We start from the raw sequence: 24,964 nt of genomic DNA on the forward strand, positions 1-24,964 counted from the left end.
ATATCCAGGAATCACCTATATGAACGCTCCATTTACTTATGCATCGCCCACACTCAGCGTCGAGGCACTTAAGCATTCTATTGCCTACAAACTGATGTTCACGATTGGTAAGGACCCGGTCATTGCCAACAAACATGAGTGGCTGAACGCCACGTTATTCGCGGTGCGCGATCGTCTCGTGGAGCGCTGGCTGCGTTCTAACCGTGCGCAATTATCCCAGGAAACCCGTCAGGTTTATTATCTGTCAATGGAGTTTCTGATTGGGCGCACGCTTTCCAATGCGCTGTTATCGTTGGGGATTTACGACGATGTTAAAAGTGCGCTGGAAGGTATGGGATTAGATCTGGAAGATCTGATCGACGAAGAGAATGACCCCGGTCTCGGTAACGGTGGCCTCGGACGCCTGGCAGCCTGCTTCCTCGACTCACTGGCAACGCTGGGTCTGCCGGGACGTGGCTACGGTATCCGTTATGACTATGGCATGTTTAAACAGAACATTGTCGATGGTCGACAAAAAGAGTCCCCGGACTATTGGCTGGAATACGGTAACCCGTGGGAATTCAAACGCCACAACACGCGCTACAAAGTGCGCTTTGGCGGCCGCGTGCAGATGGAAGGCAAGAAAACGCGTTGGATTGAGACCGAAGAGATCCTCGCAGTGGCCTACGACCAGATTATCCCCGGTTATGACACTGACGCTACGAATACGCTGCGCCTGTGGAATGCCCAGGCCAGTAGCGAAATCAACCTCGGTAAATTTAACCAGGGCGACTATTTTGCGGCGGTGGAAGATAAAAACCACTCCGAGAACGTCTCCCGCGTACTGTATCCGGATGATTCTACCTATTCGGGACGCGAGCTGCGGTTGCGCCAGGAGTATTTCCTCGTCTCGTCAACGGTGCAGGACATCCTGAACCGTCATTATCAACTGCATAAAACCTACGACAACCTGGCCGATAAAATCGCCATTCACCTTAACGACACCCACCCGGTGCTGTCGATCCCAGAGCTGATGCGCCTGCTGATCGATGAACACAAATTCAGTTGGGACGATGCGTTTGAGGTGTGCTGTCAGGTTTTCTCGTATACCAACCACACTTTGATGAGCGAAGCGCTGGAGACCTGGCCGGTGGATATGCTGGGCAAAATCCTGCCGCGCCATCTGCAAATCATTTTTGAGATTAACGACTACTTCCTGAAGACGCTGCAGGAGCAGTATCCGAACGATACCGGTCTACTGGGACGGACGTCGATTATCGATGAATCTAACGGTCGTCGTGTGCGTATGGCATGGCTGGCGGTCGTGGTGAGCCATAAGGTTAATGGTGTGTCTGAACTGCACTCCAACCTGATGGTGCAGTCGCTGTTTGCTGACTTTGCGAAGATTTTCCCGACCCGCTTTTGTAACGTGACCAACGGCGTGACGCCGCGTCGCTGGCTGGCGCTGGCGAACCCATCGCTTTCTGACGTACTTGATGAGAACATTGGCCGCACCTGGCGAACCGATCTCAGCCAGCTCAGCGAGCTTGAGCAGCACTGTGATTTCCCGTTAGTGAATCAGGCTGTGCGTCGTGCGAAGCTGGAGAACAAAAAGCGACTGGCAACGCTCATCGCCCAGCAGCTGAACGTGGTAGTGAACCCGAAATCGCTGTTTGATGTGCAGATCAAGCGTATTCACGAGTACAAACGTCAGCTAATGAATGTGCTGCATGTGATCACCCGCTACAACCGCATTAAGGCCGATCCGGACGCCGAGTGGGTGCCGCGCGTGAATATCTTCGCGGGTAAAGCGGCTTCAGCCTATTACATGGCGAAGCACATCATTCATTTGATCAACGATGTCGCGAAGGTGATCAACAACGATCCGCAGATTGGCGATAAATTGAAGGTCGTGTTTATCCCCAACTACAGCGTCAGTCTGGCGCAGGTGATTATTCCTGCCGCCGATCTGTCTGAGCAGATTTCGCTGGCCGGGACCGAAGCTTCTGGGACCAGTAATATGAAATTTGCGCTCAACGGTGCGCTGACCATCGGGACGCTGGATGGTGCCAACGTTGAGATGCTGGAGCATGTGGGAGCAGAGAATATCTTTATCTTTGGTAATACGGCAGAAGAGGTCGAGGCTTTACGTAGCCAGGGCTACAAGCCGCGTGAGTATTACGAGAAAGACGAAGAGCTGCATCAGGTATTGACGCAGATCGGCAGCGGCGTGTTCAGCCCTGAGGAGCCGGGACGCTACCGTGATCTGGTCGATTCATTGATCAACTTTGGCGACCACTATCAGGTGCTGGCGGATTATCGCAGCTATGTCGATTGCCAGGATAAGGTTGATGAGCTGTATCGCCATCCGGAAGAGTGGACCACGAAGTCGATGATAAACATCGCCAATATGGGGTACTTCTCATCGGACAGGACGATCAAAGAGTATGCCGAAAACATCTGGCATATTGATTCGGTGCGGTTGTAGGCGCGGGTTGACGTGACTTGATATCCATGTGTCAGGAATCGGGCAGCAGCAGATAATGTCGCTGCCTTTTTTATTGCTAACATCTTTCGGAAGTTGAGCGGTTTTCTGGATTGTCGTACTTAATATCACTACACCTCAGACATTCAATGTGTAGTCCTTCTTGTACTCGCTTGCAGGGATAGCCGTGCTTTCGTACATGCCTCCTTCGATCGTAATTTTTATAATTCCCGTTTGAGTTGGTGTTTCGAAAACTTCAACACAATTGCCGTCATAGAGAGGTTCTTGCGGGTTGGAATAGAAAGTAAACAGTTACGCATAGCAATGCCTGCATTCAACGGGTTTACCACGCCAGCTTTATAATCAGGGTTCTGATGATACCAACCTCCCATGACACGGCCACCAATAACCTCGATTTTAGCGATTTCCAAAAAGTATGGGCGAGCCCCCCTCTTGAGATTAAGAAGCATCAACATTCAGCGTGTAGTCTTTGCTAAAATTACTTGCTGGGGCCAGCATGTCGCCGTACATCCCACCGCCGATGTTAATTTTTATAACTCCAGCTTTTGTAGGTGTACCGTAGATTTCTACACAGTTGTGATCGTTCGTATCCACCGTGTCTGCGGTGATCACTGAGGCAGGGAGCTTACAGTTTCTCAGTGATATACCCGAATCATCTGGATGAACGAAGCCTGCTCTAATTTGTTTTCCACCTATAACTGCTCCTCCAAGGATGAAAATCTTAAAAAAATAAGGCTTACCGATCGTTGCATTAGGCAATACAGCATTATCAGGTATATATTCAGCTTTTGGGCTTAATGGCGAACACGCAACTAACGAAAAAATACACAAGGCCCAAAAAAATCTAATAAATGGCATATTCATTTTAATGGCTTGAAAACCATACCTCCAAAAAAGCGTTTAATGAAAAATGTCAGATCCTTGCCGATTTTTATACGATCAGTAACATCCCCCCAAGAAAAAAGATTTAAATGTACAGAACCATCCTCTCCTTGGGTTACAGGACCTTCCCATACGATCCAGTGTTTTGGAATTGTTGACCTCTCAGAATTACTTCTTCTTAAAAGACTGTCATCGATTAGGGTCACAACTTTATATCCTTTCTCGACATAACTGTTTAAGTCTCGAAGCCCTTGAAGATCGGCCTGAGCTATTCCAACGTTACTAAACACTTTTTCATATCCGGTTTTTTCAAACCAGTCGGACAAGGTTTGCCACATCGTGATTCCGGCGACAGGAGAGTCAATCGCATCAAAACTAAAAATCGCATTTTCTGAGTCTCTTAAACCTGCGAGGGTCATCCAATCGAGACCTGAAACAGTCTCGCCGTATACACCATAAAAATCCCCACCAGGGTGTCGGCAACCATTGCTTGGTGCTATTTCTAATCCGGCAATTGCCGTTTTTCCATAACTCCACAAATCAAGAGCGGCTTGCTTGTAAACATCGGGACGATCTTTCTGTAAACAATAAAAAAATGCAGCAGGGCCACACACGCTAGTCTGATTCTGATTAGGGAAAGATCTACGATAAAATCTATCCTCAATATCTCTATAAATCCTTGTTTTTTCGAATGGGTCTTGAGGGTTACCAATCGGATATTCTTTTGCAATAAAAGGGCGTTCAGGGCGGGATATTTGCAGTCGCTTGATTTCTCCGCCCTGACTTTCTGGCTTCATCGTACCCTGCGACTCAAAGTAACACGGGTTTTCACGCTTAACCGGTGAGAAGGCTTTGCCAGACGCAAATTCCTTCAGGGTGTACATCTTAGTGAAGGGCGTGAGCGTGACGCATATCATCTTGAGCATTAGCTGGCGATAGAGCGTGACTTCCATGATGTAGATCGTTGTCAGCGGGTCATCGATGTCGCTGGTGCTATGTTGCTTCGTGCTGTAATCCGCGTTCAGGGACTGCTGCTGCACGTCCACGATGAGTTTCTTATTGCGTTGGCCATCCATCCGGTAAATGACCAGATCGTAAAGTAGCGAGGATGCAGGAACGTTTGATTTGATACGGGTACTGAGTTGGTAAACAGCCATAGTTAGTCTATTAGCATATGCAGATAAGTGTTTTCAGCTTCATTGGCAAAATGCCACGCTGCCTTACCCTAGGCATCGGTCGTTCCCGTCTCGTATCTGGTTTCTGACCATCCACTTACAGGATAAAACGCAGTCCCTGCAATGACATAGGTGTATCTCCGTGACATAACGATGAAGCAACATACGCCTGGAAAACGAAGGTAAGTAGTGATGTGTTGTCAATTTATTGTAAATTCGGAATATATTTAGGGAAGTAACTTGTGGGGAATGTCAAAGGCGCGCTGGAAGGGATGGGTTTAGACCTTGAAGAGCTGATTGATGAAGAAAACGACCCAGACCTCGGCATCCGCTACGATATACGATATGCTCAGGCAAAGTATTGTTGACGGGCGTATTCAGCAGGAAGGCAAGAAAACGCGCTGGATTGAGGCCGAAGAGATCCTGGCGGTGGCTTACGACCAGATTATCCCCGGTTATGACACTGACGCGACCAATACGTTGCGCTTAATGATGGGGCAATGAATGCTATAGCTAAGCGGGAATGGCGCTCGTCCATAAGCAACTATGCAGATCGTTGATAAGATTTGATAGTCATGCCGGGCAATATTTTACCCGGCATTTTTTCTCAGGAGGCCAGCGACAGCTGGTGCTTCTCGACATACTCCGTCAGCCACTGGGTCATGCGGGACTGCTGTTCAGCATTCAGCCACATGCCTTCTTTCGTACGACGCCACAGCGCATCTTCCGCGCGACGCACCCACTCGTGCTCAACCAGATACTTCAGCTCGGCCTCATAGAACTCATGGCCGAAGTCTTCGCCTAACTCGGCAATTGACGTGGCGTCGCCGATAATCCATTCAGTATTGCTGCCGTAGGTACGTGAATAATGGCGTGCCAGCGATTCGGTCAGGAACGGATAGCGACGGCGCAGTTTTGCCGCGTAATCTTCGCGATCGCCGCCAATATCGCCGCCAGGCAGGATGCACTCTTTGGTCCATGCCGGGCCAATGCCCTGATAGTACGACGACAGTTTTTCCATCGCGTGCTCGGCCAGCTTACGATAGGTTGTCAGCTTACCGCCAAAGACCGACAACAGCGGCGCTTTGCCGTTTTCGTCGTGGATATCCAGCGTGTAATCACGGGTGATAGCCTGCGGCGAGTCGGACTCGTCATCGCACAGCGGACGCACGCCCGAGTAGGTCCAGACGATATCGTCACGGCCCAGTTGTTTCTTAAAGTGCGCGTTGTAGACCTTCAGCAGGTAATTGATTTCGCTCTCATCAATTTTCACTGCTTTCGGGTCGCCTTTGTATTCGACGTCAGTCGTCCCGATAATCGAGAATTCGTCCATCCATGGGATGACAAACACAATACGTTTATCTTCGTTTTGCAGAATATACGCTTGCTTCTGGGTATGTACGCGCGGCACCACGATGTGGCTACCTTTAATCAGGCGAATACCGTACGGTGACGGTAGATGCATGCCATCGTCGAAGAACTCTTTCACCCACGGTCCGGTGGCGTTGACCAGACCACGCGCCTGCCAGGTGTGCTTTTTACCGGTATCGATATCTTCGGCTTCAACAATCCACAAGCCGTTTTCACGGCGAGCGGAGGTGGCACGGGTGCGGGTTAATACTTCACCGCCTTTGCGTACGACCATTTGGGCGTTTGCCAAAACCAGACGCGCATCGTCTACCCAGCAGTCAGAATATTCGAAACCGCGCACAATCTCAGGTTTCATTACGGAATCCGCGCCAAAACGCAAACCGGTAGAACCCGGCAAACTGGTGCGTTTGCCCAGATGATCGTACATAAACAAACCAATACGGATCATCCATGCCGGACGCAGGTGCGGGCGATGGGGCAGACGGAAGCGCATCGGGAAGGCGATATGCGGTGCCATTTTCAACAGCACTTCACGTTCTGCCAGCGCCTCGCTCACCAGGCGGAATTCGTAGTGTTCCAGGTAGCGCAGGCCACCGTGGATGAGTTTGGAGCTGGCGGAGGAGGTGGCGCAGGCTAAATCCTGAGCTTCCAGCATCAGCACGGATAAACCGCGTCCAGCGGCATCTGCCGCGATACCGGCACCGTTAATGCCTCCACCTATCACAATCAGATCTTTGGTTTCCATGCTGGCCTCTCGCACTTTCGTTATAGCTCATTAATGTTCGTTATCGAACATAATAGCAAAGAATCGCGCCATTGGTAACATCGGATAAACAATTTACAGTGATACATATAACATTATGGCGTTTACCTGCTCAGGCAACGTACACTGGAGGGTAATATTGGTTACCTGCCAGAATATAAGTAGAACTTAACAAGAGAACGCCATGGATCAGTTTGAGTGTATTAATGTCGAAGAAGCCCATCAGAAACTACTGCACGGAATGGCGGTGCTGGTGGACATCCGCGATCCGCAAAGCTATGCGATGGGCCACGCGCCGCAGGCCTTTCATCTGACGAACGACACGTTGGGGACGTTTATGCGTGACCATGATTTTGATACTGCCGTAATGGTGATGTGTTACCACGGCAACAGCAGTAAAGGCGCGGCGCAGTATCTCCTCCAGCAGGGCTATGACGCGGTTTACAGCGTTGACGGCGGCTTCGACGCCTGGCATCGACATTTTCCTGCAGAAGTGACATACGGTTCGTAAGCTAACAAAGATGCAGCCTGAAACGGACAGGATATATATACTGTCCTCTTTTGTGTGGAATAAGCGACAGCAATAATGTTGATGATTACCTCTTTTGCTAACCCCCGCGTGGCGCAGGCATTTGTTGATTATATGGCGACACAGGGCGTTATCCTGACGATTCAACAACATCAGCAAACGGATGTCTGGCTGGCGGATGAGTCCCAGGCTGAACGCGTGCGTGCTGAACTGGCGCGATTTCTCGATAACCCGGGCGATCCGCGTTACCTCGCGGCCAGTTGGCAGTCAGGTCATACCGACAGCGGTCTGCGCTATCAACGTTATCCGTTTCTGGCCACATTGCGCGAACGTGCCGGCCCGGTGACCTGGGCGGTAATGGCGGCGTGTGTGTTGGTGTTTATCGCTATGAATGTGCTGGGCGATCAGGCGGTAATGCTCTGGCTGGCCTGGCCGTTCGATCCTTCGCTGAAATTTGAGTTTTGGCGTTATTTCACCCACGCTTTTATGCACTTCTCGCTGATGCACATTTTGTTCAACCTGCTGTGGTGGTGGTATCTCGGCGGTGCGGTTGAAAAGCGCCTGGGCAGCGGAAAGCTGATTGTCATTACTGTGATCAGCGCCTTGCTGAGCGGTTATGTTCAGCAGAAATTTAGCGGCCCGTGGTTTGGCGGGCTGTCTGGCGTGGTATATGCGCTGATGGGCTACGTGTGGTTGCGCGGCGAGCGCGATCCGCAAAGCGGTATTTTCCTGCAGCGTGGTTTGATTATCTTTGCCTTGATCTGGATTGTTGCCGGCTGGTTTGATCTGTTCGGCATGTCGATGGCGAACGGCGCACATATCGCCGGGCTGGCCGTGGGTCTGGCAATGGCGTTTGCCGATACGATGAATGTGCGGAAACGAACTTTGTAGGCCGGATAAGCGTTAGCGCATCCGGCAAAATTCCAGGGAACAATAATGAAGCAAACACAACGACATGACGCGATCATTGAGCTGGTAAAAAAACAGGGATACGTCAGTACCGAGGAGCTGGTGGAGCATTTCTCCGTCAGTCCGCAGACGATTCGCCGGGATCTGAATGACCTGGCCGATCAAAACATGATTTTGCGTCACCACGGTGGCGCGGCGTTGCCATCCAGCTCGGTCAATACCCCATGGCATGATCGTAAAGCGACGCAGACGGCGGAAAAAGAGCGCATTGCGCGCAAAGTTGCCACGCAGATCCCTAACGGTTCAACGCTGTTTATTGATATTGGCACCACACCGGAAGCGGTGGCGCATGCGCTGCTTAATCACAGCAACTTACGCATCGTGACCAATAACCTCAATGTGGCAAACACGCTGATGGCGAAAGAGGATTTCCGCATTATTCTGGCCGGGGGCGAACTGCGTAGCCGTGACGGCGGCATTATGGGCGAAGCGACTCTCGACTTTATTTCCCAGTTCCGTCTGGACTTCGGCATCCTGGGGATCAGCGGCATCGACAGCGATGGTTCTCTGCTGGAGTTTGATTATCACGAAGTGCGCACCAAACGCGCGATCATTGAGAATTCACGTCACGTCATGCTGGTGGTGGATCACTCGAAGTTCGGACGTAACGCGATGGTGAATATGGGCAGTATCAGCATGGTGGATGCGGTGTATACCGACACGCTACCGCCAGCCAGTGTGATGCAGGTTATTGCCGACCACCATATTCAGTTAGAGCTGTGTTAAGTTAATTCCAGGCCTGATAAGCGTAGCGCATCAGGCATTAACTATACCCCATAGCCCATCATCTTCAGCAGTTTCTGCGCATGTTGCACCGCATCCTGGCGGTGGGCGACGCCGAGCTTTTGGTACAAATTGCGGATGTGCGTCTTAATGGTCGTGGCTGCAACGGCCAGCTCACCGGCGATCTGCTCGTTGCTGTAACCTGAATAAATCAGTCCCAGAACCTGCCATTCGCGCTGGGTCAGCGGGCTGGTGCGGATAAGCTCCGGCACTTCCGGATGGGTAAGCAGACGCTCAACGAATCCTTCATCAAAGTGGGCGAATTTATGGCGGTGGTGCTGGTTAATCTCCCGCAAAACGCGCTGGGCGCGGTGCTGGTCGAGTTCTGGCAGCGTATTGAGCTGAATCAGTTGGCGCAACTGCTGCGCCATCGCCTCACCTTCGATAACAAAGTGGCTGATAAATCCGGTACGGTTCGCCAGTTGCAGTGCTTCCAGTAAGACGCGCTGCGCGTCATTTTTGCGTCCGGCCTGCCAGTACAGCTGATTAAGCAGCAACAGGTTACGATTCAGATCGCTCATCAGGCGCAGGTTACGCGCATTTTCATTTAACTCTTCCAGCACGATTTCCGCCGGTTCAAACTCACCCAGCAGGATCTGCGCGCGGGCGATGTTGCGCCACTGACTTTGCAGGAAGTGGTTATTAGCGAACTCAGGCTTTGGCGTGTGGCGCAGCCAGTTGGCGGCTGATTTTTTATCGCCTACCATTTGCCAGTAAATCACCCGTACCTTATCGGCGTTCGAGATCCAGTCGCTATGATAACGACCATTGCCCAATAAGTTTTCCAAACGGTTGAGCAGGCTACGCGCGTTGTCTAAATCGCCCCGGGCCAGCGAACACTGAATCAGCAGCGCCAGGCACTGTAGCTGTTGCTGTGGCTGGAATGTGGAAAGTAACTCAATGCCCGCGCGGGCAGACGCTTCGGCTTCGTCCAGACGTGCCCATGCCCACAGGAGTTGCGCGCGAATGCGCACCAGGAACTCGTGCATCGGCAACTGTTCCAGGTGCTGCTCTTTGATCAGCTGGAACGCCTTTTCCTGCGTCTCCCAGGCCGCCTGTAAAAAACCCTGGGCAAATAAAATTTCGCTTTGCTGGATCAGACTCCACAGCGCGTAATGCCAGACATCATGATGGCGCGCCATTTGCTCGGTTTGCTGCATCAACGCCAGTGAACGCGTGAGATCGCCCTTACAATGCAGGACTTCACCATGCACCGAGGTGGCGACGATACGGCTATAGAACCAGGCGATGGGTAATTCATCCAGCGCCAGTTTTGCCAGACGTTCTGCTTCGTCAGGGTTTCCGTCGTTAATCGCTACCTGTGCCCGCAGCGCGTTAAATTCAGCGTACAGCGTCGGCTCCATGTCGCCTTTCATCTCTTGTTCTGCACGGGCCAGCAGGGTATTAACCTCGCTGTAGCGGTGCTGGCTTTGCATCAGCCAGGCTTGCAGCAGAACCAGACGCGGATTTTCCAGTAGGCTTTCCCACGGCAGGGCTTTCAGCGACTCTTCCAATAGCGCCAGTTCGCTGTGGTTAAACAGGCCCCACGCATGGTTAAGCAGGATATCGCGTAGCATGTGGGCATCGCCTGCCGCCAACGCGTGGTGGATAGCTTCGCTAGGGAAACCCTGCGCCATCCAGCTTTCTGCGGCGGCGCGGTGTATTTCAGGCAGCTCGCTCGCCAGTTCCCACTGGCAACGCTGGCGTAAAAAGCTGCCAAACAGTGGGTGATAACTGAACCACTCGCCGACGTCATCCATCCGCTGCAGAAATAACCCCTGACGCTCAATTTCCTCAAGTCGCATTTGCCCGTTTTCTTCGCCGGTGACCCGAACGATCAGCGCATCGTTCATCGAACGCAGGATGGCGCTTTTTAGCAGAAAGTGACGGGTGCCGAGGTCAACGCTGTCCAGCACTTCATCCACCAGGTAGTCGGATAAATGGCTGGCGTTGATTCCGGCGATGCGTCGTGCCGACTGGTGCGCAGAGTTATTGTTCTGGCGAGCGGAAAGAGCAATCAGTTGTAACGCAGTAGCCCAGCCAGCAACGTCATCGCACATCCGGCTGCTTTCAGCTGCTTCAATAGGGGAGGATAAACGACGATCGAAAAATTGTTTCGCTTCCTGATGGTTAAAGGCCAGCTGTTGGCTGCCTATTTCCAGCAACTGATCGCGCACCCGCAGGTTGGCAATGCCCAACTGCGGCAGATTACGCGACAGAACGACCAGTGTGAGATTTTCAGGCTGGTGACGCAGGAAAAAGCGCATTGCCTCGTGAATGGCCGGATTGGAGATCAGGTGATAATCATCCACCACCAGATAAAGTGGACGATGCCACTCGGCCAGTTCAATAAATAGCTGCGCAAACAGTGACGTCAGGCTGGCATACTGGCGTTTTTGCACCATCGCTTCGCTGGTGGTGCAATGCCCACCGGTCGCCTGCTGGATCGCGGCAATCAGATAGCTGGCAAAGCGCTCCTGCTGGTTATCGCCTTCATCCAGAGAGTACCAACCTAACTCGGTCTTCCCCGCCGCCCATTGTGAAACAAGCGTTGTTTTTCCATAACCAGCAGGACTTGTGATCAGGGCGAGCCTGAAATTGTTCGCGCCGGAAAGTTTAGCCAACAGGCGCTCACGAACCACCGTATGGTCGAGACGAACCGGACGACTTAATTTAGACGGAATCAACATAAGTTAGTCACTTCACTGTGTGAAAATGGGGAAGAATGATTTTTTTTGCGCTTCGTAATTAATAGATATAAGGTCGGCCAGATTGGTATTTTATGCAAGCTAAGCGGGCTTTTTGTGTGTCTGATTTTGCACTATGTCACAAATCTATACATCTATTGCAATAATTTCTTTAAAGAGTCGCAACAGGCGTGGTGACTGGATCCAGCGTGACTTTCACCCAGCGGAAAGATTCCACTTTTTTATGTTGTTACTGTATCGTTTAATAAAAAGACGATGAGTTTTGTGCTCGACTTAAAACTTTCATGTGAAATAACTCAAGCAGAATGCGTATTTCAGGTGAGAAACTATTTCTCTGTTTACATATTTTTTCTAAATATCATCTTACTGTTTGATATTGTCTGGCTAATCTCTTTAGGTTAATGCGAAAACCGTGATGCATTTCAGGGGGATGCGGGGGAAACCTACGTATTGACCGGCAATGCCTCTCTTCTTTAAGTGGCGGCGATCACACTTTTATGCTCATCCCCGCCCCTCCTCCCTCCCTAATCCGTGCCAGGATGAGGAAGGTCAACAACGAGCCTGGCAAACTAGCGATAACGTTGTTTTATTACCTAAGGACCTGGAATCCCTATGTCACAGCCAACCTTCAACAAAGATCAATTTCAGGCAGCCCTGACGCGTCAGTGGCAGCATTTCGGTTTACTGTCGGCTCACGAAATGACGTCGCGCCAGTGGTGGCAGGCAGTGAGTGGGGCGTTGGCTGAGTTACTCAGCGCCCAGCCAGCGGTGAAACCGGCAAAAAATCAGCGCCATGTTAACTACATCTCGATGGAGTTTTTGATTGGTCGTCTGACCGGCAACAACTTACTCAATCTGGGCTGGTATCAGGGGGTGAGCGATGAGCTGAAAGCGCACGACATCAACCTGACCGATCTGCTGGAAGAAGAGATCGATCCGGCGTTAGGTAACGGTGGGTTGGGGCGCCTGGCGGCCTGCTTCCTTGATTCGATGGCGACGGTCGGCCAGTCGGCGACGGGCTATGGTCTCAACTACCAGTACGGCCTGTTCCGCCAGTCTTTTGCCGACGGTCAGCAGATGGAAGCCCCGGATGACTGGCATCGCGGTAGCTACCCGTGGTTCCGTCACAACGAGGCGTTGGACGTGCAGGTCGGCATTGGCGGTAAAGTCACCAAAGAGGGACGTTGGGAGCCTGGGTTTACCATCACCGGCCAGGCCTGGGATCTGCCGGTTCTCGGCTACCGTAACGGCGTGGCGCAACCGCTGCGTCTGTGGCAGGCCAGCCACGCGCATCCGTTTAACCTGACCAAATTTAATGACGGCGATTTCCTGCGTGCTGAGCAGCAGGGCATCGACGCCGAAAAACTGACCAAAGTGCTGTACCCGAACGATAACCACACCGCGGGTAAAAAGCTGCGCCTGATGCAGCAGTACTTCCAGTGCGCCTGCTCCGTAGCCGACATTTTGCGTCGTCATCATCTGGCCGGGCGTAAGCTGCACGAACTGGCTGATTACGAAGTGATTCAGCTTAATGATACTCACCCGACTATCGCGATCCCTGAGCTGTTGCGTGTGCTGATTGATGAGCACCAGATGAGCTGGGACGATGCGTGGGCCATTACCAGCAAAACCTTCGCTTACACCAACCATACCCTGATGCCGGAAGCGTTAGAGTGCTGGGATGAGAAGTTGGTGAAAGCGCTACTGCCGCGCCACATGCAAATCATCAAAGAGATTAATGACCGCTTTAAGAAACTGGTCGATAAAACCTGGCCGGGTAATGCTGAAGTGTGGGCGAAACTGGCGGTGGTGCATAATAAACAGGTACGTATGGCCAATATGTGTGTGGTCAGCGGTTTTGCGGTTAACGGCGTGGCGGCGCTGCACTCTGATCTGGTGGTGAAAGATCTATTCCCGGAATATCACCAGCTCTGGCCGAACAAATTTCATAACGTCACCAACGGGATTACTCCGCGTCGCTGGATTAAGCAGTGCAACCCGGCGCTTGCCGCACTGCTGGATAAATCGCTGAAAAAAGAGTGGGCCAACGATCTCGACCAGTTGATTAACCTGGAAAAATACGCCGACGACGCGAAGTTCCGTCAGACTTATCGTGACATTAAGCTGGCGAATAAAAAGCGCCTGGCAGAGTTTGTGAAGGTACGGACTGGTATCGAAATCAATCCGCAGGCAATCTTTGATATTCAGATCAAACGCCTGCATGAGTACAAGCGTCAGCATCTGAACTTGCTGCATATTCTGGCGCTGTATAAAGAAATTCGTGAAAACCCGCAGGCGGAACGCGTGCCGCGCGTATTCCTGTTTGGCGCAAAAGCCGCTCCGGGTTACTACCTGGCGAAAAATATTATCTTCGCTATCAACAAGGTGGCGGAAACCATCAATAACGACCCGAAAGTTGGCGACAAGCTGAAAGTTGTCTTCCTGCCGGATTATTGTGTCTCGGCGGCGGAAATGCTGATTCCGGCGGCGGATATCTCTGAGCAGATCTCAACCGCCGGGAAAGAAGCTTCCGGCACCGGTAATATGAAACTGGCGCTGAACGGCGCGTTAACTGTTGGTACGCTGGATGGTGCCAACGTCGAAATCGCCGAGAAGGTGGGTGACGAGAATATCTTTATCTTTGGTCATACCGTGGAAGAGGTGAAAGCGCTGAAAGCGAAAGGCTATGACCCGGTGAAATGGCGTAAGAAAGATAAGGTGCTGGATGCTGTTCTGAAAGAGTTGGAAAGCGGGAAATACAGCGACGGCGATAAACATGCCTTTGACCAGATGCTGCACAGTATTGGCAAGCAAGGCGGTGATCCGTATCTGGTCATGGCGGACTTCGCGGCCTACGTTGAAGCCCAGAAGCAGGTTGACGTGTTGTACCGTGACCAGGAAGCCTGGACCCGTGCGGCGATTCTGAATACCGCGCGTTGCGGCATGTTCAGTTCAGATCGCTCTATTCGCGATTATCAGGCTCGTATCTGGCAGGCGAAACGTTAAGGAATCGCGATGGAAAGCAAACGTCTGGATAATGCCGCGCTGGCGGCGGGGATCAGCCCTAATTACATTAATGCCCACGGTAAACCGCAGTCTATTGGCGCCGAAACCAAGCGGCGTTTGCTTGACGCCATGCATCGCACCACCGCCGCCACGAAGGTGGCGGTGACCCCGGTGCCGAACGTCATGGTTTATACCGCGGGTAAAAAAATGCCGTTGGCGGTTGAGGGAAGTGGAGAGTTTAACTGGCTGCTAACTACCGAAGAGGGTGTGCAGCACAAAGGGCATGCCGTCGGCGGTAAATCTTTCAACCTTCCGGCGAAGCTGCCGGAGGGGTATCACACGTTTACCCTGACTCAGGGGGAGTTGCGTGCCCATTGCCGCATCATCGTGGCGCCGAAACGCTGTTATGAACCGCAGGCGTTGTTGGCCGGGCAGAAGCTGTGGGGGGCATGCGTTCAGCTTTACACCCTACGTTCAGAAAAAAACTGGGGGATTGGCGACTTTGGCGATCTCCGTGCCATGTTGGTGGATGTGGCACAGCGTGGCGGCGCGTTTATTGGTTTGAATCCGATTCATGCGCTGTATCCGGCGAACCCGGAAAGCGCCAGCCCGTACAGTCCGTCCTCACGTCGCTGGCTGAATATTATTTATATTGATGTCAACGCAGTAGACGATTTCCACCACAGCAAAGAGGCGCAGGCCTGGTGGCAGAAGCCGGCGACTCAGCAAGCCCTGCAACGCGCGCGCGACGCCGTATGGGTTGATTACTCTACCGTTACTGCCTTAAAAATGACCGCGCTACGTATGGCGTGGAAAAGCTTCTCTGCGCGCGATGATGAGCAGATGGCGGCATTTCGCCAGTTTGTGGCTCAGGAAGGGGATAGCCTGTACTGGCAGGCGGCCTTTGACGCCCTGCATGCGCATCAGGTGAAAGAAGACGCCTTGCGCTGGGGCTGGCCGGTATGGCCAGAGGCATTCCAGTCGGTGGACTCGCCAGAGGTGAAACAGTTCTGCACAGATCATCGTGATGACGTGGACTTCTACCTGTGGTTGCAGTGGCTGGCGTATACCCAGTTCGCTGACTGCTGGAAAACCAGCCAGGGCTTTGCGATGCCTGTCGGGCTGTATCGCGACCTGGCGGTTGGCGTGGCTGAAGGCGGGGCGGAAACCTGGTGCGACCGCGAGCTGTACTGCCTGAAAGCCTCGGTTGGCGCGCCGCCGGATATTCTCGGTCCGCTGGGGCAAAACTGGGGGTTGCCACCGATGGATCCGCACATCATCACGGCACGCGCTTACGAACCGTTTATCGAACTGCTGCGCGCCAATATGCAGAACTGCGGTGCGCTGCGTATCGACCATGTTATGTCGATGCTGCGTCTGTGGTGGATCCCTTACGGTGAAACGGCCGATCACGGTGCCTACGTGCATTATCCGGTCGACGACCTGCTTTCAATTCTGGCGCTGGAAAGTAAACGTCATCACTGCATGGTGATTGGTGAAGATTTGGGTACGGTGCCGGTGGAGATCGTCAGCAAGCTGCGCGATAGCGGCGTGTACTCCTACAAAGTGCTTTATTTTGAGAATGACCATGAGAAAAACTTCCGTGCGCCGAAAGCGTATCCGGAACAATCAATGGCAGTCGCGGCGACGCATGACCTTCCTACGCTTAAAGGTTATTGGGATAGCGGCGATCTGACGCTGGGTAAAGCGTTGGGGCTCTATCCGGACGAAGTCGTACTGCGTGGCTTGTATCAGGACAGAGAACTGGCCAAACAGGGGCTGCTGGACGCGCTGCACAAATATGGTTGTCTGCCAAAACGTGCGGGTCACAAGGCCTCATTGATGTCGATGACGCCGATTCTTAATCGTGGCATGCAACGCTACATCGCTGACAGCAATAGTGCGCTGCTGGGCCTGCAACCGGAGGACTGGTTAGGAATGGCGGATCCGGTCAATATCCCGGGGACCAGCGACCAGTACAAAAACTGGCGGCGTAAGCTCACCGTCACGTTGGAGCAGATGTTTGCCGATGACGGGGTGAACAAGCTGATTAAGGATTTGGATAAGCGCCGCAAAGCCGCTGCGAAGAAGAAGTAAAAAAGCCGGGGATTTCCCCGGCTTTTTTGTCTGGGATATGTAGGGGTTAAACCACCATACCCAGTAGCAGACAACCCACCAGACCGCAGACTGAGATAATGGTTTCCAGCATTGACCATGACTTGATGGTCTCACCGATGGTCAGGTTGAAATACTCCTTGAACAGCCAGAAGCCTGGATCGTTCACGTGGGAGAAAATGACGGAACCGGAACCGACTGCAATAACCATCAGCTCAGGGCTTACGCCGGTCGTCGCAATCAGCGGCGCCACGATCCCACCTGCAGTAATCGCAGCAACGGTCGCGGAACCCAGCGCGATACGCAGTACCGCAGCGATAGACCATGCCATCAGCAGCGGGGAAACACTTGAACCGTGCATCATTGAAGCGATGTATTTGTCCACGCCGCTATCAACCAGAACCTGTTTGAAGGCACCGCCACCACCGATGATCAACAGCATCATCGCGATGATTTTGATTGAGGACACCAGCGTGTCGTTAATCTGATCCATCGAACGTCCACGGTTCAGACCAAAAGTGAACATCGCAATCAGCACCGCGATAAGCGTAGCCATGACCGGGTCGCCAAGGAATTCTGCAACAGTCAGGAAAGCATGACCTTTTGGCAGAATCATCTCCGCGACGGCGCGCATCGCCATCAGGATAACCGGAACCAGAGAGGTCCAGACGCTGACGCCAAAGCCAGGCATCTCTTCTTCAGTAAAGGTTTTCGCGCTGTACAGACCTTCCGGGATTGGCTTATCGATGCCTTTCAGGAAACGTGCGTACACCGGACCGGCGAGAATCACGGTCGGGATGGCCAGAATCGTACCAAACAGCAGGGTTTTACCCATATCTGCGTGGAAAATGGTGGCAATAGCGGTTGGACCCGGGTGCGGCGGCAGGAATCCGTGTGTGACGGACAGCGCAGCAGCCATTGGTACACCAACGTACAGCAGAGGGATATTTGCCGCCGCGGCAATTGTGAACACCAGCGGCAGCATCAGAACGAAGCCGACTTCATAGAACAGGGCGAAACCGACGGTGAAACCGGTTAATACCACCGCCCACTGAATGTGTTTTTTACCGAATTTAGCAATCAGCGTGGTGGCAATGCGCTGTGCGCCGCCACAGTCCGCCAACATTTTGCCCAGCATGGCGCCAAAACCCATAATCAGGGCGAGGCTGCCAAGAGTTCCGCCGACGCCGGCTTTAATAGAACCGATGACTTTATCCAGTGGCATCCCTTGCATCAATCCGACAGCAAGCGCCACCAGGACGAGAGCGATGAAGCCGTTCATTTTGAAACGGATCATCAGGAGGAGTAACAAGATTACACCGATAGCAACGATGACTAATGGCATGATTTACCTGGCCTTTACTTTGTTATGGGTAACGTCAGTGTTTAGATGACAAATTCCGATTGTCCCGACCGGGAACAGAGTATTTACAGCACCAATGCTGATTACCTTCAAAACTAATCAGTTTAGCTGGCTATTATGTGTGTGTTAGGTGCTGATACGAATGATACGGGTAACATGCAGCGCTTGAAAATCACCTGGGCAGGCAAAATTTAAATTATGAGAGGCTGGTCAAATTATGCAGGGGATTGTTGCAGGGCACAGGCAGAGAAATGCAGGGTTGTAGGCCGTTACGCTGCCATTCGGCAGCAATGCCCGATAGCGACGCGGATGCGTCTTATCGGGCCTACGGCAACTCTACAGCTTAGGACTTAGTAGTAAGAGTGCTCACCGCGCTGGTGTTCGGTTAAATCGCGAACGCCTTTCAGTTCAGGGAATTCAGCCAGCAGCTGTTTCTCGATACCTTCTTTCAGCGTTACATCTACCATTGAACAGCCGTTACAGCCGCCGCCAAATTGCAGAATGGCGTAGCCTTCATCGGTGATCTCCATCAGAGAGACGCGGCCGCCATGGCCTGCCAGCTGTGGGTTGATCTGCGATTGCAGCATGTACTCTACGCGTTCCATCAGCGGCGCATCATCGGCAACTTTACGCATTTTGGCGTTTGGCGCTTTCAGCGTCAGCTGGGAGCCTAACTGGTCGGTAACGAAATCGATTTCTGCATCTTCCAGATACGGTGTGCTCAGTTCATCAACATATGCGGTCAGCAGGTCAAATTTAATGGCGGTGTCGGTTGCTTCCACGGCGTCTGGCGGACAATAAGAAACGCCGCATTCAGCGTTAGGCGTGCCGGGATTAATCACAAATACGCGAATTTGTGTCCCTTCTTCCTGATTTGCCAGCAGTTTGGCAAAGTGCGCTTGTGCAGCATCGGAAATATGGATCATAGTAATGGCCTAATAGTTGACTATTTTACTTGGTTATAATACGCCCATCATCGAGGCTCTACAAGGTTCGACACAGGCACCATACCTGGACAGTCGCCGCGCCGTTGCGCAAAAGCAGCTGCGCGATTTCCGCGACGGTACTTCCGGTAGTGACGACATCATCCACAATAACCATATGGAGTCCCTGCACTGGCAATTCAAGGCGAAAGGCATTTTTCAGGTTACGTTTGCGTAATCTGGCGCTGAGATGGTGTTGTGTAGCGGTGGCCCGAACCCGTGTGATGGCCTGCCTGTCCCAGTCGCAGCCAAGCCAGTGCGCCAAAGGGCGACATAGTAAGTCGCTCTGATTAAATCCTCTGCGCCAGTGTCGGCGTTGCCAGAGTGGGACGCTAACGATCCTGTCCGGCAGAGGAAGACCGCTGACGCGCCGGGCCTGTAATACCTCCAGCAACAGTAAACGTGAAAGGGCAATGGCCATTTCGCTGCGGCGTGAAAACTTAAACTGGTGGATAAGTCCGCTCAGCGGAGGAATATAGTCGCTGACGGCGATCAGACGCTGCCACGGCGGGGATTTTTGCAGGCAACGGCCGCAGGGAAGCGAAGGATGTGCGGCAGGTAGTCCGCATTGAGGACATCGGCTGAGAGGTTGACGCGTTGCCCGCGAGCAAACCGAACAGATCCCCCAGTGCCCCAACGTCAACGGCATTCGGCATAGCCAGCACAATCCTGGTACTGTTAGCATAGATGCATCCTTTCAGGCTAAAAGAGAACAATAACTGATGAATGACATTTGGTGGCAGACCCAGGGTTCGGGAAATTGCCATCTTGTGCTGCTGCACGGATGGGGACTGAATGCGGAAGTATGGCATTGCATAAGTGAGGAACTGAGCTCGCATTTTACGCTGCACCTTGTCGACTTGCCGGGATTTGGTCGCAGTCAGGGTTTCGGCGCAATGTCGCTGGAAGAGATGGCTGAACGGGTATTAAGACAGGCGCCGGAGAACGCTATCTGGCTCGGCTGGAGTCTTGGCGGGCTGGTCGCAAGTCAGGTGGCGTTAACGCACCCTGAGCGTGTTCAGGCGTTGGTGACCGTCGCGTCTTCACCTTGCTTTAGCGCGCGCGATGAATGGCCGGGCATTAAGCCGGAAGTGCTGGCAGGTTTCCAGCAGCAACTGAGCGAAGATTTTCAGCGTACAGTGGAGCGTTTTCTGGCATTGCAAACGATGGGCACGGAAACCGCGCGTCAGGATGCGCGGGCGCTGAAGAAAACGGTGCTGGCTTTACCCATGCCGAAAGTCGAGGTGCTTAATGGCGGACTGGAGATCCTGAAAACAGTCGATCTGCGTGAGCCGTTATGCTCGGTGGATAAGCCTTTCCTGCGGATGTACGGTTATCTTGATGGTTTGGTTCCGCGCAAAGTCGTCCCGATGCTGGATACCCTGTGGCCACTGAGCGAGTCGTTGGTGTTTGCCAAAGCCGCGCATGCGCCGTTTATCTCACATCCAACGGAGTTCTGCTCAGCGCTGGTGGCGTTAAAACAGCGGCTATAAATCCGCTGTTTTGCCCGGTAGAATCATGCTGCCGGGCTGGGAATTAATGGCTGAACGTAGCCAGATCCTCAGCAGTCAGGCCGGTGATTCTGCAGATAGTCAGCGGGTCTATGCCATCAGCCTGCATGGTTGTTGCAATGCGCAGAGCTTCCTCACGTTTGCCTTGTTGCAAACCCTCTCGTAACCCTTTCCTGTGACCTTCCTGAAGACCATTAAGGTGCCCTTCCTGACGTAATCTTTCGGCAATTGTCATCAACTTTTCCTTGTGTTGAGGTAAACGTTCGGCGACCTGGTGAATAAATTCGCTAAAACGCGCGGTGTCCCCGGCCTGCATCAGGTAATTAAACAGGGCTTTCAACTGGTTGTCATTAGCGTGTCCTTTAACAAGCAGGATGGCGAGTTTTTCTACTAACCCCATCAAATCTCGTTTACGAATATGTTTTTGGATGAGCTCCAGCAGCGCCATCCGGCGGTGCTGCATGATCTCGTCATCTGGCACAACGGTGATATCGACCAATGGAAATGCTGTGGCATAAAGTGGTCTGGCTGCCTCCGGGTTGTCAAATTCGTCCAGCCAGCAGAGTGAATATGGATATGGGCTGACGGTACCATGATAAAAAAGTATGGGGATCACCAACAGTAGTTTCTTATGGCCCGCGTCCAGATGCCTCTGCATTACGGCAATGGCATAGCGCATGAGGCGAAATGCCATATGAGCATCCGCGGTACTCTGATGTTCAATGATGGTGTAAATGTAGCCATCGCCTTCACGAGTTTTCAGCGACCACAACACGTCTGAATAGTACGCGCGCAAATCATCTCAATAAAGCTGCCCGATTCCAGTTGTAGTGTGTTCAGATCGCAAAGTGCACGTAAAGAGTCGGGTAGATGAAGTTGCAGAAAATCGCGGGCGGTCGCTGGGTGGTTCAAAAACGTTTTGAAAATCGCGTCATGCGGCGTAGCTGTCGTGTCAGTATTCATGGCGAACCGTCACCTGGGAAATAAGATGACGAGACTCTACTTGCCCGATCGACAGTAATCATCCACGAGTTGATAGTTCTGCGCGGAAGGCAGAGGGATAGATCTGTTTTGCTGAAACAGTGAAATCGTTGTGGGAGCCGTTACGCAAAAAGCCGGATATCAGCATAAACGCTGAATCCGGCAGGAGCGGCACACTAGCGCAAAGCCCACCACTCGCGCAGGCAGGCTTTACCTTCCGGGCAACTCTTGCAGCTTCCGGACAGACACCCATCGGCATCTTCCTGAATCCGCACCGCTTTGCCCATCTTTTCTAACTGATTCAGCATGGCGTCAATCATTGGCTGCGGGGTATGCAGCGTGTGGCTAATTTGCTTTGCCTCCATACGCCCCCGCAGCGCCAGTAAATCACGAACCTGAATAAGCGATGCCATTGTTGACGACCTTAGTGGCAATCGCCAGTGGTACTGGAACAGCAGGAGCTAGCCGTTCTGTTGGTTGACAGCAGTGAGAGATCCACCCGGCTGCGGGCACGGCGCAGCAGACCCAGCAATACGATGTTAAACAGGATGACGGCTAAGATGCACACCAGACTGTAAGTCGGATGCTCTTTGTAACTGACGGTCTGATAAAACAGCGTCGACAGTGAATAGGCGATGTTCAGGCCCCACAGGATCGAGAAGCCCATCCAACCACGGCTTGATTCACGTGCGATAGCACCCATCACTGAAATGCACGGGACATACAGCAGCACGAAAATCAGGTAGCTGTACGCGGCGGCGGCGCTGCCAAATTTCTCGCCCATCACGCCCATTGCGCCTGTAGCCATCTCGCCGTCGCCTTTGCTGGCTTCGATAGGGTTGGCCAGAACGCTCAGGCTAAAGGTATCTTTCAGGCTTTGCCAGGTTTCATCCACCGCACTGAACAGCTCTTCACCGAGGTGGAAATCTGCCGGATTGAACTCTTCTTCCTGAATGTTTTCTGCGGTATAGAGCGTGTTCAGCGTACCGACAACCACTTCTTTCGCCATCGCGCCGGTAAACAGACCTACGGTTGCCTGCCAGTTATCTTCGTGAACGCCAATCGGCTTAAAGACTGGGGTAATAACGCGGCTAACGGAGGCCAGAGCAGAGTCGTTGATGTTGTCGACGATTTTTCCGCTCAGCGAGAAGCTGTTAAACGCGCTGAGGAAAATGCTGACGATGATGATGACTTTACCGGCACGCAGCACGAAGCCTTTCAGGCGTTGCCAGGTCTGAATAATCAGGCTCTTGATGTGCGGCACATGGTACACCGGAAGCTCCATCACGAACGGTGTTGCTTCGCCACGCATGATGGTGTGTTTGAGCATCAGACCGGTCAGTACCGCCATAATGATACCCAGTACATACAACGAGAAGACTGCCAGCGCGCCGTTCTGACCAAAGAAAGCCGCGGCAAAGACGGCGAAAATCGCCAGACGTGCGCCGCAGGACATAAACGGCGCCATCATGATGGTCATCAGACGTTCACGTGGGGCATCCAGCGTACGGGCACCCATCACCGACGGTACGTTGCAGCCAAAACCGACTATCAGCGGGACAAACGATTTGCCCGGCAGTCCCAGCGCCTGCATCAGGCGGTCCATCACAAACGCAGCGCGCGCCATGTAACCGGAGTCTTCAAGGAAGGAGAGGAACAGGTACATCATGCCGATTTGCGGTACCAACGGTAGCACGGTGTTAATCCCGCCGCCAAGACCTTGCGCCAGGAAGATGGTCAGCCAGTCCGGGAAGTGCAGCGTATAGCCAATCCATTGAATACCATGAATAAATAGCGCCACGGAACCCACATCGAATAACGGCTGCAGCGCGCCGCCAATGTTAATGGCGAGCAGGAACATCAGGTACATCACGAACAGGAAAATTGGCAGCCCAAGGAAACGGTTGAGGACAATTTTATCCACCGCGGTAGTGAAACGGCTCGGCTCTGCCGTCAGGGTATTACTGACGGTATCGCAGATTGCGGCGATGCATTGGTAACGCGCATCGGCGATATGCAGCGCCGGATCGTCCATTGTTTCGCTCAGACGCGCAATGGCGGCATCGAGGTTTTGCGCGGCGTCACCGGCGTAGGCACGGCTGTAGATATCGCCTTCCAGCATTTGCAGGCCCAGCCAGCGGCGCTGTTTTAGCGGCATATCTTTGGCCATCGCGTCAGCGAGGGAATCGGCTTCCTGCAGCAGCGGCTGGGCATAATGCACCAGTTCGACGGTGTCGTTTTCCTTGTAGCGATCGATCGCCAGCTTCAACGCTTCAATGCCGCGGGCGCGGGTGGAGACCAGCGGAACCACCGGGCAGCCAAGACGGGCGGAGAGGGCGTCGATATCGATACGGATTTGCTGTTTCTCAGCAATATCCAGCATGTTCAGCGCGACGATACAGGGAATGCCCAGCTCAAGCAGTTGCAACGTCAGGTAGAGGTTGCGCTCAAGGTTTGAGGCATCGACCACGTTGATCAACAGATCCGCGTCGCCGCTTAAAATGTAGTGGCAGGCGATTTGCTCATCAAGAGAGGTCTGCGATGAGATTGTCGTCAGTGAATAGGTGCCGGGTAAGTCGACCAGCGTGACCTGATGGTCCGTCGTGGCGAAATGACCTTCTTTACGTTCAACGGTAACGCCAGCCCAGTTGCCTACACGCTGACGCGCGCCGGTGAGCTGGTTGAATAAGGTTGTCTTGCCGGAATTAGGATTACCAATTAAACCAATGGTTAGTTTTTTCATTTTTATAGACTCACTGTATTAACAGGATACCGCTTCCACTTCTAATAACGCCAAATCCTTTTTACGCAATACCAGACTTACGCGACGCGTTTCAATATGGATGGGATCGCCGAGCGGGGCGACGCGTACCACGTTGAAGGATGAGCCGGGTAGCATGCCAAGTGACAACAGTTTCTGACGATAAGCTGGGCTGATTTCACGGGCAAAACCGGTAATTTTCCACGCACTGTCAGGAGTGAATTGCATAGGGACCTACTTATATCTCGCTAACTGGGTGATTACCTCATGGGGCGACAGGGCGGCATGAGACCAGATGATTAGCCAACGTAAGGAAAGAGTAAATAATCAACAAACCAATGATAATGAGAATGGTTTCTATCATCAATAGAATAAGTGTGACGGAATGTACAATTAGATAATAATTTGAGCCAATTTTGATATTCCTCAATATTTATTCTGGTTGGGGACGAATGATTCGCGCTAGCAATTATTGAAATCCTTAATGTTTAATTAAGGTTTCATCTGTTAATGAAGTGATAAATATAATGAGGAAGAGAGAAGATAATATAGTAAATATGCCGGATACGGTATTTACAC

At 52.4% G+C, this 24,964-nt stretch carries 19 protein-coding genes and 1 pseudogene; 8 read left to right on the forward strand and 12 right to left on the reverse strand.

The features are described from left to right. Window positions 1-19 precede the first annotated feature (19 nt). Window positions 20-2,467: a glycogen phosphorylase gene (gene glgP, locus FDW92_RS21805; RefSeq protein WP_042311879.1), complete on the forward strand. Its 2,448-nt coding sequence runs from the start codon at window positions 20-22 to the stop codon at window positions 2,465-2,467. A gap of 218 nt (window positions 2,468-2,685) precedes the next feature. Here the strand turns inward: glgP and FDW92_RS21810 are convergent, their stop codons facing one another. The 3 genes from FDW92_RS21810 to FDW92_RS21820 are packed head-to-tail and all read right to left on the reverse strand — an operon-like array spanning window position 2,686 to window position 4,524. Then, a complete protein-coding gene (locus FDW92_RS21810; RefSeq protein ID WP_042311881.1) occupies window positions 2,686-2,934 on the reverse strand; it encodes a hypothetical protein in 249 nt (82 codons plus the stop codon). After that, window positions 2,924-3,349, reverse strand: a complete 426-nt coding sequence (locus FDW92_RS21815) for a hypothetical protein (RefSeq protein ID WP_042311884.1) — start codon at window positions 3,347-3,349, stop codon at window positions 2,924-2,926. Before FDW92_RS21815 ends, FDW92_RS21810 begins: the two co-directional genes overlap by 11 nt. Further along, the gene (locus FDW92_RS21820; protein ID WP_042311886.1) at window positions 3,346-4,524 is read right to left on the reverse strand and encodes a hypothetical protein; all 1,179 of its coding nucleotides are present in this window, start codon (window positions 4,522-4,524) and stop codon (window positions 3,346-3,348) included. The genes FDW92_RS21815 and FDW92_RS21820 overlap by 4 nt, the downstream gene beginning before the upstream one ends. A 318-nt stretch (window positions 4,525-4,842) precedes the next feature. Here FDW92_RS21820 and FDW92_RS21825 point away from each other — a divergent pair, with 318 nt between their 5' ends. Beyond that, on the forward strand, window positions 4,843-5,046 hold the full coding sequence (locus FDW92_RS21825) for a glycogen/starch/alpha-glucan phosphorylase (RefSeq protein ID WP_042311887.1): 204 nt from the start codon (window positions 4,843-4,845) through the stop codon (window positions 5,044-5,046). A 103-nt stretch (window positions 5,047-5,149) separates the two neighbouring features. Here the strand turns inward: FDW92_RS21825 and glpD are convergent, their stop codons facing one another. Next, entirely contained in the window at window positions 5,150-6,658 is a 1,509-nt protein-coding gene (gene glpD / locus FDW92_RS21830) for a glycerol-3-phosphate dehydrogenase (protein ID WP_038634920.1), read from the reverse strand. A gap of 202 nt (window positions 6,659-6,860) precedes the next feature. On the opposite strand from glpD, the gene glpE reads away from it, so the two are divergent. The 3 genes from glpE to FDW92_RS21845 all read left to right on the forward strand — a co-directional run bounded on the left by glpE (window position 6,861) and on the right by FDW92_RS21845 (window position 8,900). Next, window positions 6,861-7,187: a thiosulfate sulfurtransferase GlpE gene (glpE, locus tag FDW92_RS21835; RefSeq protein WP_042311890.1), complete on the forward strand. Its 327-nt coding sequence runs from the start codon at window positions 6,861-6,863 to the stop codon at window positions 7,185-7,187. A gap of 75 nt (window positions 7,188-7,262) precedes the next feature. After that, window positions 7,263-8,096: a rhomboid family intramembrane serine protease GlpG gene (glpG, locus tag FDW92_RS21840; RefSeq protein WP_042311892.1), complete on the forward strand. Its 834-nt coding sequence runs from the start codon at window positions 7,263-7,265 to the stop codon at window positions 8,094-8,096. Between the two features lie 45 nt (window positions 8,097-8,141). Further along, on the forward strand, window positions 8,142-8,900 hold the full coding sequence (locus FDW92_RS21845) for a DeoR/GlpR family transcriptional regulator (RefSeq protein WP_042311893.1): 759 nt from the start codon (window positions 8,142-8,144) through the stop codon (window positions 8,898-8,900). Window positions 8,901-8,941: 41 nt separating this feature from the next. Here the strand turns inward: FDW92_RS21845 and malT are convergent, their stop codons facing one another. Further along, window positions 8,942-11,647 carry an HTH-type transcriptional regulator MalT gene (gene malT, locus FDW92_RS21850; RefSeq protein WP_137400701.1) on the reverse strand — a complete coding sequence of 902 codons (2,706 nt, stop codon included), beginning with the start codon at window positions 11,645-11,647 and terminating at the stop codon, window positions 8,942-8,944. Window positions 11,648-12,277: 630 nt separating this feature from the next. On the opposite strand from malT, the gene malP reads away from it, so the two are divergent. Both malP and malQ read left to right on the forward strand, forming a co-directional pair. Next, entirely contained in the window at window positions 12,278-14,671 is a 2,394-nt protein-coding gene (gene malP, locus FDW92_RS21855; protein ID WP_042311896.1) for a maltodextrin phosphorylase, read from the forward strand. A gap of 9 nt (window positions 14,672-14,680) precedes the next feature. Continuing rightward, window positions 14,681-16,768, forward strand: coding sequence for a 4-alpha-glucanotransferase (gene malQ, locus FDW92_RS21860; RefSeq protein ID WP_042311898.1), 2,088 nt, complete (start codon window positions 14,681-14,683; stop codon window positions 16,766-16,768). Between the two features lie 46 nt (window positions 16,769-16,814). Here malQ and gntT read toward each other — a convergent pair whose 3' ends face one another. The 3 genes from gntT to gntX form a co-directional block, all read right to left on the reverse strand. Continuing rightward, the gene (gntT, locus tag FDW92_RS21865) at window positions 16,815-18,131 is read right to left on the reverse strand and encodes a gluconate transporter (RefSeq protein WP_042311900.1); all 1,317 of its coding nucleotides are present in this window, start codon (window positions 18,129-18,131) and stop codon (window positions 16,815-16,817) included. 368 nt (window positions 18,132-18,499) lie between these two features. After that, window positions 18,500-19,075 (reverse strand): Fe-S biogenesis protein NfuA, encoded by a 576-nt coding sequence (gene nfuA, locus FDW92_RS21870; protein ID WP_042311902.1) that lies wholly within the window; start codon window positions 19,073-19,075, stop codon window positions 18,500-18,502. 58 nt (window positions 19,076-19,133) lie between these two features. Next, window positions 19,134-19,817: a DNA utilization protein GntX gene (gntX, locus tag FDW92_RS21875; RefSeq protein WP_042311904.1), complete on the reverse strand. Its 684-nt coding sequence runs from the start codon at window positions 19,815-19,817 to the stop codon at window positions 19,134-19,136. 37 nt (window positions 19,818-19,854) lie between these two features. Between gntX and bioH the strand changes: the two genes are divergently transcribed. Then, a complete protein-coding gene (gene bioH, locus FDW92_RS21880) occupies window positions 19,855-20,625 on the forward strand; it encodes a pimeloyl-ACP methyl ester esterase BioH (protein ID WP_042311907.1) in 771 nt (256 codons plus the stop codon). Window positions 20,626-20,668: 43 nt separating this feature from the next. Here the strand turns inward: bioH and FDW92_RS21885 are convergent. The 4 genes and pseudogenes from FDW92_RS21885 to feoA form a co-directional block, all read right to left on the reverse strand. Next, a pseudogene (locus FDW92_RS21885) lies at window positions 20,669-21,606 on the reverse strand (Rpn family recombination-promoting nuclease/putative transposase). A gap of 194 nt (window positions 21,607-21,800) precedes the next feature. Then, window positions 21,801-22,037 carry a [Fe-S]-dependent transcriptional repressor FeoC gene (feoC, locus tag FDW92_RS21890; protein WP_038634895.1) on the reverse strand — a complete coding sequence of 79 codons (237 nt, stop codon included), beginning with the start codon at window positions 22,035-22,037 and terminating at the stop codon, window positions 21,801-21,803. An 11-nt stretch (window positions 22,038-22,048) separates the two neighbouring features. Continuing rightward, a complete protein-coding gene (gene feoB / locus FDW92_RS21895; RefSeq protein WP_042311913.1) occupies window positions 22,049-24,367 on the reverse strand; it encodes a Fe(2+) transporter permease subunit FeoB in 2,319 nt (772 codons plus the stop codon). 18 nt (window positions 24,368-24,385) lie between these two features. Further along, entirely contained in the window at window positions 24,386-24,613 is a 228-nt protein-coding gene (gene feoA, locus FDW92_RS21900; RefSeq protein ID WP_003023519.1) for a ferrous iron transporter A, read from the reverse strand. Window positions 24,614-24,964: the final 351 nt, after the last annotated feature.

The sequence above is a fragment of the Citrobacter sp. wls706 genome, assembly GCF_005281305.1.
In the GTDB taxonomy this organism is placed as follows: Bacteria; Pseudomonadota; Gammaproteobacteria; order Enterobacterales; family Enterobacteriaceae; genus Citrobacter; species Citrobacter werkmanii.

Bases quoted from the DNA above. Each gene is read 5' to 3' on its own strand.
- glgP (WP_042311879.1), top strand. From the start codon at position 20: ATGAACGCTCCATTTACTTATGCATCGCCCACACTCAGCGTCGAGGCA.
- FDW92_RS21810 (WP_042311881.1), bottom strand. From the start codon at position 2,934: ATGCTTCTTAATCTCAAGAGGGGGGCTCGCCCATACTTTTTGGAAATC.
- FDW92_RS21815 (WP_042311884.1), bottom strand. From the start codon at position 3,349: ATGAATATGCCATTTATTAGATTTTTTTGGGCCTTGTGTATTTTTTCG.
- FDW92_RS21820 (WP_042311886.1), bottom strand. From the start codon at position 4,524: ATGGCTGTTTACCAACTCAGTACCCGTATCAAATCAAACGTTCCTGCA.
- FDW92_RS21825 (WP_042311887.1), top strand. From the start codon at position 4,843: ATGAAGAAAACGACCCAGACCTCGGCATCCGCTACGATATACGATATG.
- glpD (WP_038634920.1), bottom strand. From the start codon at position 6,658: ATGGAAACCAAAGATCTGATTGTGATAGGTGGAGGCATTAACGGTGCC.
- glpE (WP_042311890.1), top strand. From the start codon at position 6,861: ATGGATCAGTTTGAGTGTATTAATGTCGAAGAAGCCCATCAGAAACTA.
- glpG (WP_042311892.1), top strand. From the start codon at position 7,263: ATGTTGATGATTACCTCTTTTGCTAACCCCCGCGTGGCGCAGGCATTT.
- FDW92_RS21845 (WP_042311893.1), top strand. From the start codon at position 8,142: ATGAAGCAAACACAACGACATGACGCGATCATTGAGCTGGTAAAAAAA.
- malT (WP_137400701.1), bottom strand. From the start codon at position 11,647: ATGTTGATTCCGTCTAAATTAAGTCGTCCGGTTCGTCTCGACCATACG.
- malP (WP_042311896.1), top strand. From the start codon at position 12,278: ATGTCACAGCCAACCTTCAACAAAGATCAATTTCAGGCAGCCCTGACG.
- malQ (WP_042311898.1), top strand. From the start codon at position 14,681: ATGGAAAGCAAACGTCTGGATAATGCCGCGCTGGCGGCGGGGATCAGC.
- gntT (WP_042311900.1), bottom strand. From the start codon at position 18,131: ATGCCATTAGTCATCGTTGCTATCGGTGTAATCTTGTTACTCCTCCTG.
- nfuA (WP_042311902.1), bottom strand. From the start codon at position 19,075: ATGATCCATATTTCCGATGCTGCACAAGCGCACTTTGCCAAACTGCTG.
- gntX (WP_042311904.1), bottom strand. From the start codon at position 19,817: ATGCTAACAGTACCAGGATTGTGCTGGCTATGCCGAATGCCGTTGACG.
- bioH (WP_042311907.1), top strand. From the start codon at position 19,855: ATGAATGACATTTGGTGGCAGACCCAGGGTTCGGGAAATTGCCATCTT.
- feoC (WP_038634895.1), bottom strand. From the start codon at position 22,037: ATGGCATCGCTTATTCAGGTTCGTGATTTACTGGCGCTGCGGGGGCGT.
- feoB (WP_042311913.1), bottom strand. From the start codon at position 24,367: ATGAAAAAACTAACCATTGGTTTAATTGGTAATCCTAATTCCGGCAAG.
- feoA (WP_003023519.1), bottom strand. From the start codon at position 24,613: ATGCAATTCACTCCTGACAGTGCGTGGAAAATTACCGGTTTTGCCCGT.